General features: G+C 39.1%; 12 protein-coding genes. 4 read left to right on the top strand and 8 right to left on the bottom strand.

What is annotated here, in order from left to right:
• Positions 1-14: 14 nt before the first annotated feature.
• Complete coding sequence (locus V7K15_RS16560; protein ID WP_334906769.1) at positions 15-1,049, bottom strand: isochorismatase; 1,035 nt, start codon at positions 1,047-1,049, stop codon at positions 15-17.
• Positions 1,050-1,188: 139 nt separating this feature from the next.
• Between V7K15_RS16560 and V7K15_RS16565 the strand changes: the two genes are divergently transcribed.
• From V7K15_RS16565 to ctpC, 3 genes are all read left to right on the top strand, one after another.
• On the top strand, positions 1,189-2,235 hold the full coding sequence (locus V7K15_RS16565; RefSeq protein WP_334906771.1) for a pentapeptide repeat-containing protein: 1,047 nt from the start codon (positions 1,189-1,191) through the stop codon (positions 2,233-2,235).
• Positions 2,236-2,617: 382 nt separating this feature from the next.
• Entirely contained in the window at positions 2,618-3,844 is a 1,227-nt protein-coding gene (gene ispG, locus V7K15_RS16570) for a (E)-4-hydroxy-3-methylbut-2-enyl-diphosphate synthase (RefSeq protein ID WP_334906773.1), read from the top strand.
• Positions 3,845-4,142: 298 nt separating this feature from the next.
• Positions 4,143-5,426 (top strand): carboxyl-terminal processing protease CtpC, encoded by a 1,284-nt coding sequence (gene ctpC, locus V7K15_RS16575; protein WP_334906774.1) that lies wholly within the window; start codon positions 4,143-4,145, stop codon positions 5,424-5,426.
• A 135-nt stretch (positions 5,427-5,561) separates the two neighbouring features.
• On the opposite strand, the gene V7K15_RS16580 is transcribed toward ctpC, so the two are convergent.
• Complete coding sequence (locus tag V7K15_RS16580) at positions 5,562-5,747, bottom strand: DDE transposase family protein (RefSeq protein WP_334906776.1); 186 nt, start codon at positions 5,745-5,747, stop codon at positions 5,562-5,564.
• Between the two features lie 224 nt (positions 5,748-5,971).
• Between V7K15_RS16580 and V7K15_RS16585 the strand changes: the two genes are divergently transcribed.
• Positions 5,972-6,478, top strand: coding sequence for a DUF6174 domain-containing protein (locus V7K15_RS16585; protein ID WP_334906778.1), 507 nt, complete (start codon positions 5,972-5,974; stop codon positions 6,476-6,478).
• Between the two features lie 261 nt (positions 6,479-6,739).
• On the opposite strand, the gene V7K15_RS16590 is transcribed toward V7K15_RS16585, so the two are convergent.
• The 6 genes from V7K15_RS16590 to V7K15_RS16615 form a co-directional block, all read right to left on the bottom strand.
• Positions 6,740-7,279: a WcaF family extracellular polysaccharide biosynthesis acetyltransferase gene (locus tag V7K15_RS16590; RefSeq protein WP_334906780.1), complete on the bottom strand. Its 540-nt coding sequence runs from the start codon at positions 7,277-7,279 to the stop codon at positions 6,740-6,742.
• A 97-nt stretch (positions 7,280-7,376) separates the two neighbouring features.
• Positions 7,377-8,144 (bottom strand): glycosyltransferase family 2 protein, encoded by a 768-nt coding sequence (locus tag V7K15_RS16595; protein WP_334906782.1) that lies wholly within the window; start codon positions 8,142-8,144, stop codon positions 7,377-7,379.
• A gap of 31 nt (positions 8,145-8,175) precedes the next feature.
• Positions 8,176-8,826 (bottom strand): class I SAM-dependent methyltransferase, encoded by a 651-nt coding sequence (locus tag V7K15_RS16600; protein ID WP_334906784.1) that lies wholly within the window; start codon positions 8,824-8,826, stop codon positions 8,176-8,178.
• Positions 8,827-8,993: 167 nt separating this feature from the next.
• Positions 8,994-10,196: a glycosyltransferase gene (locus V7K15_RS16605; protein WP_334906786.1), complete on the bottom strand. Its 1,203-nt coding sequence runs from the start codon at positions 10,194-10,196 to the stop codon at positions 8,994-8,996.
• 431 nt (positions 10,197-10,627) lie between these two features.
• A complete protein-coding gene (locus V7K15_RS16610) occupies positions 10,628-11,827 on the bottom strand; it encodes a glycosyltransferase (protein ID WP_334906788.1) in 1,200 nt (399 codons plus the stop codon).
• Between the two features lie 6 nt (positions 11,828-11,833).
• Positions 11,834-12,967, bottom strand: coding sequence for a glycosyltransferase family 4 protein (locus V7K15_RS16615; RefSeq protein WP_334906790.1), 1,134 nt, complete (start codon positions 12,965-12,967; stop codon positions 11,834-11,836).
• Between the last annotated feature and the right edge of the window lie 5 nt (positions 12,968-12,972).

The raw sequence follows: 12,972 nt of genomic DNA on the forward strand, positions 1-12,972 counted from the left end.
GAAGCGCCTATGCGTTAAAAAAATGCTATGTGTTCGCTAGACTTTACAATATGCATTCCTGCCTCTGCAAACCTTGTAAATGCCGCATCTGCCTGTTCTGTGTAGTCCACAACACCGGGAACAACAACAGGTGAAGTGCAATCTTCTAGCAGATAAACTTTTTTAGCAAGGGCAGCATCTACCTGTTTAATTTCTGTTAATAAATCGTCAATTGTCCAGGCGACACAGTGACTTTTAGCTTGACCGCCGATAATGACAGCATCAAATTCTAAAAGTTGTTTTATCAGGCGCATATTTTTTTGAGCAAGTGGACGTTTCTCAAAATCTTCCAACATTTCTGGACGTAATATGGAATAGTTTTCTGTTAAGGGATTTTCACCTTTGATTTCAAATTGTGTCTGACTCTGACGCGCAATGCAGTGGAAAAATATCGCTTCTTCTACTGATGGAACTAAAGCATGACCAATACCACCCAACATAGAATGATAAGGCCAAACAGTGAGGGGATATTTACCGTCTTGACTTAGTTGCTTAACGTAATAATAAGCGTGTTTTTCTAATAATTCATAATCCCCATTAGTAACACTATTAGCAACTGCTGGGTTAACTTTCCAAATACCTTGTTCAATATCTCCTGAGGTGATGCTAGTCGCTGCTGGGGTAGGATGTTCTCCGGCGGCGTTCACCCAAAAGATTGGATGGAAGATTTGTGTTGCTGTGTGGGTGTCTAAAGTAGGTACAATTTTTGTAATTACTCCCAAGTTGCGATAGATAAAATCACACAATTTGACGTTATCATCCACCGCCGCAGTACCGGATTTTCCACCTACAAATAATTCAAATCCAGGAATGCAGAAGGTATTTTGGACATCAATTAATAGTAAGCAAATGCTGGTTTTATCTAAAGATGCAGGTTTGATATCGTGTTGTTTTGCCCAGATTTCAGCTTCGGCGGCACGTTCTTGGTAAGGTACGCGCCAGACTTCGCTCACCTTAGCGGAGTTAAAGTGCGGAGGAATAGATAGTTGGGGTGTTATTTGGGTGTTCATAATTACAGTCGCTTTTATTCTTTAATAACATCTATAATTTCAATCCCCAAATTTTATTACTGGACTTTGGACTAAAAGACCAGAAAAAAACAGTCAGCATTAACACTGACTGCCGTAAAGTCAATGAAAGTAATCGATTATGGCTTTCTGGAATGTAGATGTTTTTTCTAGCATAGTAATTAAAGCATTTGGTGATAAGTCTAATTTAGCTGGTGTTAGGTGCAATCGCTCCTCATGCTCTTTCCTTATAGTATATTTGTATTATGAAAACACAAATTTAGCGATCGCTCTTATGAACCGAGATGAATTACTCAAACACTATGCCGCAGGTGAGAGAGACTTTTCAGGAGTTGACCTAAGTGGTGTCAAACTAAAAGGTGTTGAGTTGTATGGTGTCAACCTCAGCAAGGCAAATTTAAGTAATGTCGATTTAGGCTATGCTGACATCATTTCTAGCAACTTGCAAGAAGCTAACCTGAGTGGAGTAAACCTAGATCATACTCGAATTGATGGATGCAATTTAACAGGTGTTAACTTGAGAGGCATGAATGCATTTCAGTCATCTTTTGAAGGTTCTAATTTAACTGGTGCTGATTTGAGTCAGGCTCTATTAACAGAAATCGCTTTACAGAGTGTAAATCTCAGTGATACTAACTGGGAAAAAGCAAATATTGATAGTTGGTTTGTAGTCAAATTTAAGCATTACTTGAAAAAAGTTTATCTTAAGCGTACTGTTTTATATGTTGACGATACCAATGAAATAAATAACTGTGAAGCAAATTTAACTGACGCTATTTACTACAATTCTGATGGTTTTAAAGACACAGCAGCAAATGATCCGCCAGGTGTAATTCGCATATATCCCGGTGCTGACTTAAGTGGACTAGATTTTAGCGGTTGTAATCTCAGCAATCTTGACTTGGAACGCGTAAATCTGAGTGGCAGTCATTTAAGAGGTGCTAACTTAATACACACGGATTTAAGGAATGCTAACCTCACAAATACAGACTTGCGAGATACTTATTTGAGATATACAGACTTGCAGGGCGCTATCTTATGCAACACTATGATGCCAGAAAAGAGAATTGAAGAAAATCAACTACGTGAGGTTGAAGATCCTGAAGAGATTGATTATATATTAGATTTAGATAATGACGAATTAACTTTTGATGATGACGATCAATAATTTATTCACTATTTGTATTAATTGCCATCACTTACATCTATGAGGCTTAGGAATTGGATACTCACAGAGTATAGTTGTAATTAAAACCGCACCATCAGGAATCGAGTGAATTACAGATATTGCAGGTTGGGTCATAGAACTACTGTGATAGTAGTAGTATTCTTTATAACTCAGTAATAGGGCTATGCCTGCGGCGGGCTATGCCTACGCTACTCAGCTACACATTTTAAGAGATGAGAAAAAACCGTTAATTTCTTCTGCTGTCTTATTCTCCATTTTTTTTCTACTTAATCGTCCAAAAAAGCCCTAGCTGTGGCAATCTGAGAGACAGAGATTTATTAAATCTGATATTTTAGCTACAGCAAATTTACCTAATCAGGTTATGCAAACTCTGCCCACACTAGAAACTTCAAATACAACATTAAGTCAACCTACCTTTGATACAACTATCAAGCGGCGTAAAACCCGTCCCGTAAAGGTGGGAAATGTCACCATTGGCGGCGTCTACCCCGTTGTGGTGCAGTCAATGATTAACGAAGACACTCTTGATATTGATGGTTCCGTGGCTGGTATTCGTCGTCTGCACGAAATTGGCTGCGAAATTGTCCGCGTCACAGTGCCGAGTATGGCTCATGCTAAAGCATTAGCAGAAATTAAACAAAAATTAATTAAAACTTACCAAGACGTGCCAATTGTGGCTGATGTCCATCACAACGGGCTAAAAATCGCTGTGGAAGTCGCCAAGCACATAGAAAAAGTGCGGATTAATCCAGGCTTGTATGTGTTTGAAAAGCCAAACGTCAATCGAACCGAGTATACTAAAACCGAATTTGACGAAATTGGCGATAAAATCCGCGAAACCTTAGAACCTCTAGTAGTTTCTTTGCGAGATCAAGGAAAATCGATGCGAATTGGGGTAAATCACGGTTCCCTCGCTGAAAGGATGCTATTTACCTACGGTGACACCCCCGAAGGAATGGTAGAATCTGCCATAGAATTCATTCGCATCTGTGAATCTTTGGATTTCCGCAACTTGGTTATTTCCATGAAAGCCTCACGAGTGCCAGTGATGCTAGCCGCCTATCGCCTGATAGCCAAGCGCATGGATGATCTAGGTATGGATTATCCGCTACATTTAGGCGTTACCGAAGCCGGTGATGGTGAATACGGGCGAATTAAATCCACGGCTGGTATTGCTACCTTACTTGCTGATGGCATTGGGGATACAATTCGCGTCTCACTTACAGAAGCACCAGAAAAAGAAATTCCCGTCTGTTACAGCATTCTCCAAGCTTTGGGATTGCGAAAAACGATGGTGGAATACGTCGCTTGTCCTTCCTGTGGACGCACTTTGTTTAACCTAGAGGAAGTGCTGCACAAAGTCCGCGAAGCCACTAAACACTTAACTGGTCTTGACATAGCGGTTATGGGTTGCATTGTCAATGGTCCGGGAGAAATGGCGGATGCCGACTATGGTTATGTTGGCAAAACACCTGGTTACATTTCTTTGTATCGTGGCAGAGAGGAAATTAAAAAAGTCCTAGAAGATAAAGGTGTAGAGGAATTAATTAACCTGATTAAGGCAGATGAACGCTGGGTAGAACCATAAAGGGGCTAGGGGAGTGGGGAGTAGGAATTTTAGATTTTAGATTTTAGATTTTAGATTGAAATTTAATCCAAAAGACGCGACGCTCGAATACTCGCTAACGCGGACTCGCTAACGCTCCGCTATCGTCAATCCAAAATCCAAAATTGAATTGGCCAATGCCCCATTCCCCATTCCCAAATTCGCTAAATTGTCAAGTATTTTGTTTAAATTAAGGATATATATTTGGTCTGTACAGTGGTAGCCTGTGTTAGATTGAGCATACTGATATATATATATTCCCTCTGACCCAGCTGTGATTATGGTGATTACAAAAAGTAGGCTTGTTTTGGGTGCTACGGCAGTGACACTCTCCACGATCGCTGTTATTAGCCTTGGCATTCACTCGCGAGGTCAGGCTTTATTTAAAGCAAGTCCCAAAGAATTGGTAGATGAAGTTTGGCAAACAATTGACCGCCAATATGTAGACGGTACTTTTAATCAGCTAGATTGGCAGGCTGTTCGTAAAGAGTACTTGAGTAAGTCCTACAGTAATCCGCAGGAAGCGTATAAGTCCATTCGGGAAATGCTCAAAAAGCTACAAGACCCATACACCCGGTTTATGGACCCAGAGGAATTTAAGAATATGCAAGTGGACACCTCTGGAGAACTAATAGGTATTGGGATCACGATTAGTCAGGATGAAAAAACGAAGCAACTGGTTGTAATTGCGCCAATTGAAGATACACCAGCCTTTAAAGCTGGTGTTTTGGCGAAAGATATCATCCTCAAAATCGACGGCAAAGATACTAAGGGGATGGATAGCAATCAGGCAGTATCCTTGATTAGGGGTCAAGCAGGAACCCAAGTCAGCCTGACAATTAGGCGCGACGCTCAGATAAAACAGTTTGACATCAAACGGGCGCGGATTGAAATCCATGCAGTTAAGTTTTCCCAGAAGCAAACTCCAGCAGGGAATCTTGGCTACATTCGCTTGAACCAGTTCAGCGCCAATGCTGGTAAAGAAATGCAAATCGCCATCAAAAATTTAGAAACCAAACGGGTAGCTGGATATATTCTGGATCTGCGTGGTAATCCAGGCGGCTTACTCTTCTCAAGTGTGGATATTGCCCGGATGTGGATAGATAAAGGTAAGATTGTCTCCACCGTTGAACGCCAAGGAGAGGGAGAAAAGGAAGAAGCAAACGGACGAGCCTTGACAAATAAACCGTTGGTGGTGCTGGTAGATAAAGGTTCAGCCAGTGCAAGTGAAATCCTCTCAGGGGCTTTGCAGGATAATAAGCGTGCTACTTTGGTTGGTACTCAAACCTTTGGTAAGGGACTGGTGCAATCGGTGCGTCCCCTGGAAGATGGTTCAGGATTGGCGGTGACAATTGCTCATTACTATACCCCCAGCGGTAGAGATATCAATCATAAAGGCATTGAGCCAGATGTGAAGGTGGATTTGACCAAAGCGCAAATCGAGGAGTTGTGGCTTCATGGACGTGAAAAACTCGCTACCCTAGCAGACCCCCAATTCGCTAAAGCAGTGGAAGTCATAGGTAAACAAATTACTGCTAAGGCCACGCCCACAGCAGAAAAATGAAGAGTTAGGAATAAAGTTAGGAGTTAATAGTGAGGAGTTAGGAATAAAAACCATCATTGACAATTTCTAACTCTGCCAATTTTAGATTTTTCCTTCAATCCAAAATCTAAAATCCCAAATTGAATGACTCCTAACTTAAACTGGTTGGCACTTTCCAGCCCTAATAAGTCCGACACGCCGAGCGATCGCATCTTCTGGCGAACTAAAAGGCCCCCACTGTTCTATAATCTCTAGATTATCGTCTCCAACTTTGTCGCTGGGGACAATTTTGCAATTCCCAGCAGAACGCTTGACAATATACCAAGTTTGTGGTTCATTCATGCTTGAAATAAAAAATTTGTTTTTTACAGTCAGGATTTTACGACATAAGTCAGTCGGCAAGAAAAAATCAATTTATGTAAACAAATATAAAGTCAAGATAGGCTGTGTTAGGTTTTCAGCTAAAACACCCTACATTTAAATTTCTTAACATAGCTTGAAATATTTGCGCCGACTCACTTAGAGAAATTATTAGATATAATATTTTTAAAATAAAATGGATTGATATGCGTTTACCTATTATTATCAGTGCCGGATTATTGCTATCTTTTGGTCTGAACCTACCAGTAATGTCCAAATCTCCCATAGAGATAGCAGAATCGCCAGCGAGTAATAACTTGAATTTAAAGCGATTAGAAAAGCGATTAGAATTTAATCGTCGTTTCTGGAATCGGCAAAATATTTCCAACTATGACTATACTTTGAGCAATAGTTGCTTTTGTATAGCCGACGCTAGGGGACCAGTAGTCATTAAAGTACGTAATGGTCAAACAACTTCCATCACTTCTGTAGCTACAGGTAAACCAGTTAATCCAGAATTCTTTCAAAACTACAACACAATTCCTAAGCTATTTGATGTGATTCAAGATGCTATCAACCGTCAAGCCTTCAGCCTGAATGTACGGTACAGTGCTAGATTTGGCTATCCAACGCAAATTGATATCGATTACAACAGTCAGATAGCTGATGAAGAAAAATATCTCACAATTGAGAAATTTCAGGAAATCCAATAGGGGGGATCTCACTTTCGTAGAAAGCCTAAACCTCACCCCAGCCCTCTCCTTAGTAAGGAGAGGGAGCAGGAATCTTATTTCTCTTATGGTGTATTTGCAAAACTGAGATGCTCCCAATTTAATAGCCGTTGCTGCAAGCAGAAATTTAGATATTAAGCCAAAGCGTCCTTTGAATGACTAATTACTAAATGTGGAGTGTGTGTAGGTCTACCCCAATTTGTAGTAAACTAAACTATGAGATGCGATCGCAAAAATTGGATATCAAAGCTTTCTCTGCTTGATGGGTTGAGCCGGATTACCTGCATAAATAGTCATCGGCTCTAGTGAGCTTCCAGTCACACCACCTAAAGTCAGTACTGCTCCCCGACCAACAGTAACTCCTGGGCCAATTACCGACTTGGCAGCAATCCAACTACTCTCTTGAATATGGATTGGAGCATCAATCAATTTAAAATCGGGATGATTCCAGTCATGATTTCCAGTGCAGAGATAGACCATTTGAGATAGGCAAACATGGCTTTCGATGGTTACAAAAGCGAGGTTATCTATCCATACACTTTCCCCAATCCAAACAAAATCACCAATGTATAACCGCCAGGGAAATTTTACCCGCACTCCAGGTTTAATGCGGACAGCTTGACCGATTTTAGCTCCAAAACTGCGGAGTACCCAAATCTTAAAAGCTGAAAATGGTAGCCAATAACTTTCAACTAAGGGCGACCCAAGAAAATACCAAAAAAGTTGCTTCCAATATGTTGCGCCTGGAGTGTAATTTCCGACTGTGTATTGATCTAGATGCATGGGGTAGGCAAGTCTGAGTAGTTCACTGTGCGTTGCTCAACGCCAAGCATAGATACAATTTTCTATGAATTAGGTTGAGAACTAAATAATGCAATAACTAGGTTTTAAATTTCTCAGCTTCTATAAGTCGAATGCTCAAGAGTATTTCTGCCAGAACACGCTGAAAGGCATAGTACCAACCATGCCAACCATCTAGAATACCGCCTTTGATAATCAAGCAATAAAATAAAATTATCAAAGGTGCAAATATTTTTTGTCTGCGGATGCGATCGCCTAAGCTGAGTTCACTTTCTGGAGTTTCTAGTAGTTTTTTAGCTTCAATCACCATGTAGCGATCTTGTGCCCATAACCAGCGGCTTAGAGGTTTGCGATCGTCGTGGTGAATATAGGCAGTAAGGGTTGCAGAGTTACCCTTTACCCAAACCCGATGAGCGTGTCCGTCATCTTTGTAAATCGCTTTTTCTCGTTTGTAAAGAACTGTTCGGGGTGGAAGTAGAGTGCGACGCAGAGGCTTACCGAAGACACAGTACTTGAATCTAACACTGTAGCTATTTGTATCAGTCTCAGCTTGTAATGCATTAATTTCATGAATTAGTTCATCAGTTAAAACATAATCTGAATCTAGGGATAGTACCCATTCAGATGAGATTTTCCCTAATCCATAGTTACACTGAGAAGCAAAGGAATCAAACTTTTTTTGAAAGACTTCTATTTGAGGATAGGAATACAAAATTTTTAAAGTTTCATCTGTGCTGTAACTGTCAATGACAATAATTTTCTTTGCCCATGCAAGACACTGAAGGGTGCGATTAATATTGGGATCTTCGTTGTAGGTAAGGATAAGAGGGGTAATTTCTTCTAGCATTGATTAGTAAATTTAAATAAATTATTTTTGATTAAACTAGGGTGCTAGAACATAACATAGATTTCCAAAGATAAGGAAATCTACCTGCAAACTTAAATTTGATGTTTGTATAATCCTCTGTTTCGAGTAAAGCAGTCATAGTTGCTACAGAAAAAAACTTTATGTGACCTCCATCCCAGAGAGTAGTAAAGTGCTTATCCATTTTTCCGGAAACAGCAAGCATGAGATTTTTGAGATAGCCATGATAAGGGGTAGTAATAATTAAACGACCATTTTGCTTCAGGCATTTTTTGGCATTTCTAAGCAATTCTTTGGGATAAAATAAATGCTCAATTACCTCAGCCGCAATAACAATATCGAACTTTTCTCCCAGTTGTGCATAGGGTAGATTGTAGATAGTGCCTTCAATAAAGCGGCAGTTTGGGAAAGTCTGATTAGCTAATTTAACACCTGACTCAGATTCTTCAATACCAACAACCTCATAGCCTTGGTGTGCAATTAAGTTGCTCAAACTGCCATTACCGCAGCCAATATCTAAGATCCGCAGTTTTGTTTTATGTTCAAGAATATCAACAGATTCAGATATTATCATCTCCATTAGAGGTTTAATGAGATAGCTATGATGGTGTCCTGGTTTACTATCGGAATAAGAGTACTCGTATTTTTCAGTAGATAAAATCATAAGTAATGCCCTCTTTTAAATTTATTACTGAGATAATTTCTGAGGCTATACTATTCCAAAATTTTTAATAAAATTTTTAATATAAATTAGGGGGTAAGGTATTTCGCGCCTGAACTTGTGGTGGTGTCATGGTTATAAGCGATCGCGAAAGGTGTCTAGTACTCCTATCATGACACTCCCTTCTCTAAAGACACGGGGTTTTCATGCGTTTTACTTATAATGTCTTGATATACTGAAATCAATTTAAAGGCTACACTATCCCAAGTATAATTTTCTAATATAAATTGACGGGCGCGATCGCCCATATCTTTTGCTTGCAGAGGTTGTTTCAGAAGCTCAATCAATGCATTAGCTATCTGGTCAGCATTAATATCAACAACACTAGCTACCCCCGCCGCCGCCGCTTCAGGGAAATTACAGCCAGTAGTAATCACACAAGGTAATCCCGCCGCCATCCCCTCTAATACTGACATACTAAATCCTTCAGAATAGGAAGGAGCAACATAGATGTTAGCGGCTGCTAAAGCTGCATATTTCATAGCACCTGTGAGCATTCCAGTAAAGGTGACAGCATTCTTACAGCCTGCTTTGCTAAAATAACTTCCAGCAGTGGGTAAAAATCCTGTATTGTCTGGCCCAGCAACAATTAGGTGAGTTTCAGGAAATTTTTCGTGTGCTTTAGCAAAAGCAGAGGCTAATAAATCCAATCCCTTTTTTGGATCAATGCGACCTAGAAATATAATTAGTGTTTTATTGCGACTATTGGGAAACTGTTCATAAAAAAGCTCCGCACTAGGTGGAGATTCAAAATCTGTGCTATTGATACCATTAGGAACAAAAACTAAAGGCGTTTTTAAATCAAGTGTGTTTATTTGTCTAGCTTCAGTAGAAGCTGTCATTTGAATAGCATTAGCTTTTTGTAATGATGGCTTTTCAAAAAAAGTAAAGTAAAATTTTTTCTTCCAAGCTTTATAAGCTAATGCCCAAGGTTCCATCATTCCGTGAGGAGTTGCAATATATGGAACTATGCGAAATTGACAAGCCAAATGAGCAGCTAGAACTGGATAAGAAAAGATGGCATTAGTATGTACTATGTCATAGTCAGATACATTATAAAATAACCATTTTGTCATTGATCCAGTGAACTTGTAATCTAAAAAATTAAAATAGGAAAAATACTGTAATCTATAATTATTTTCCGTAATCCATTTATTTAAAGGTACATCTAGAGTTGTATAACCATTAGCATTAGTAGCTACGATATCAACGCTGACACCTAATTTTACAACTGATTCTGCTAAATCAAGAACAATTTTTGTAGGTCCACCATAGACATTTCCTAATGCAGCGATAACCATTAAAATTTTCATTGTTATTTTTTCGCATTTTCATGAACTGCTAAAGCATATTCAACTGCTTGCATTAGTCCTTGAGCATAATAGTCAGGAGAGAGTTTTTGAATATGCTCTCGATCCAGCCAATATCTAATATCCGCAGTTTTGCTTGATGTTCAAAAATATTAACACATTTAGATATCATCTCCATTAGAGGTTTAATGAGATAGCTATGATGGTGTCCTGGTTTAGTATCGGAATAAGAGTACTCGTATTTGCTAGTAGATTAAATCATAAATAATCCCCTATTTTGCAATTTATTACGGCTGTTATTACTGAAATCAATTTTGATGCTATCCTAAAATTTTTAATATAAATTGAGAAGAGCGATTATCTAAATATCCTCTGGATTAGCCCCCATCTGTCATGGTTATAGGCGATCGTAAAGGTGTCTAGTACTCCTATATTTACCCTCCCAACTCTAAAGACACGGGGTTTTGATGCCTTTTTATTATAATATCTTGATATACTGAAATCAATTTTAAGGCTACACTATCCCAAGTATAATTTTCTAATATAAATTGACGGGCGCGATCGCCCATATCTTTTGCTTGCAGAGGTTGCTTCAGAAACTCAATCAATGCATTGGCTATTTGATCACTATTAATATCAACAACACTAGCTACCCCTGCCGCCGCCGCTTCAGGAAAATTACAGCCAGTAGTAATCACACAGGGTAATCCCGCCGCCATTCCCTCTAGTACCGACATACTAAACCCTTCGGAATAGGAAGGAGCAACATAGATATTAGCAGCTGCTAAAGCTGCGTATTTCATTGCTCCTGTGAGCATTCCAGTGAATGTGATAGCATCGCTACATCCTGCTGTCATAAAGTAGTTTTGAACAGTCGCTAGGAATCCTATGTTGTCCGGTCCTGCAATAACTAGGTGAATTTCAGGAAATTCTTTATGTGCTTTAGCAAAAGCAGTGGCTAATAAATCCAATCCTTTTTTAGGATCAATGCGACCCAAAAATAAAATTAGTGTTTTGTTACGAGTGCAAGGAAACTGTTGATAAAAAAGTTCTGTGTTTGGTATATTTTCAAATTCTTGATAGTTAATTCCATTAGGAACAATAATCAGAGGTGTTTTGATATTAAGGGATTTAGTACCCTCTGCCTCAGTTGAGGCCAGCATTTGAATAGCACTAGCACGTTGAAGAGCTAACTTTTCAAATAGGGTGTAATATAAACGCTTTTTCCCAGGTTTGTAAGATAGCGCCCAAGGTTCTAACATCCCTCTGGGAGTGACAACGTAAGGAACTCGCTGCTGCTGACAAGCCCAATAAGCAGCCAAAATAGGATAGGAAAAAATAGCATTGGTATGGACTAAATCATAGTCGGCTACATGCTGGAATAGCCATATAGTTAAAGAAAAACTAATTTTGTAGTCACTCAAAGCCCAGTAGGGAAAGTATTGAATTCGATAAAATTTTTTGGAGAGCCATACATAAAGTGGAAGATCTATGCTGGTAGATCCATTGGCATTGGTTGTCACCAGATCAACACTTAGACCAAAAGTACCAAGTGCCTGAGCTAGTTCAACTACGCTTTTAGATGGACCACCATAAACTGATCCTAGAGCAGGAATTACTATTAGTATTTTCATAAGGAATTAGCCATTTGGTAAGGCGTATTCAACTGCCTGCATTAAGCCCTGAGCGAAATAATCTGGAGAGAACTTTTGAATATGTTCCAAGGAAGCTTGACCCATTGCTTGTAAGTCCAGTTCACCTGAACTAATTTTGACCATGAGTTGTGTCAATTCTTGCTGATTTTCAGGGTCGAAACCAAACCCATTAATGCTTTCCAGAACTAAATCTTCATAACAACCACAACGGTTAGAAACAATAACAGGTAAACCTGCTGCCATTGCTTCGTTAACGACTAATCCCCATTGTTCTTGAATACTTGCATGGATGAAGCAAGTTGCATGAGCAAAATAGGGAAAGAGTTCATCTTGCTGAAGAAAGCCAGGAAGATGAATATGCTTTTTTAAGCCAACTTCGAGAATTTGTTGTTTAAGATTTAGCCGCATCTGTCCCTCACCACATATAACCAAATCCCAGGCATTATCACCCATTATTTGATGATAATTTACATAGGATGAGATGAGAAATGAAAGGTTTTTTTTGGGAATGAAGCGATTAACCGCTAAAAAGTAAGGATTATTGATTGGTCTAGGAAGAGGTTTAATTCTGTCTGGATGAAAGGCTTCATTTCCTACTACATCATATCCTATAAAGATTGCTTCTATGGGCATACCTAATTTAACTAAATATCTCTTATGTGGTTGTCCTCCTACCAGAGCAGATTTATATTTTGTAATAATAATACTTTTTAATACCTCTCGCCACCAGGAACGAGGGGCATCATTTTCAGTAGTTTCTGATAGGAGAATAGCAGGCTTACGATGCCATAAACACCAAGCTAGTGCGAAAAGCATTGCAGGTCTAAAATAACCAGCAATTGCTATAACACTAGGATTTACTTCTTTAAGAATAGAATTGAGCTTTTGCACTAATTGAAAATTATTAGTTTTTTCAAGAGCTTGCTCTTGACTCACTGAAATTAATGAGAAATGTAGATTATCAACTTTTATTTCCCAAGGATATTCGTCTTCAGAACGTGCTAATTCTATAGCCACTACCTGGTTTTGCAGCTTATGAGCGCAATCGAGTAATCCCTCGATTCTAGCAATGTGATAAGGTCCATAGTTAGAAAATAAAATTCCAATGGTAATATCCATAATTT

This window comes from Nostoc sp. (assembly GCF_036919815.1).
In the GTDB taxonomy this organism is placed as follows: Bacteria; Cyanobacteriota; Cyanobacteriia; order Cyanobacteriales; family Nostocaceae; genus Nostoc.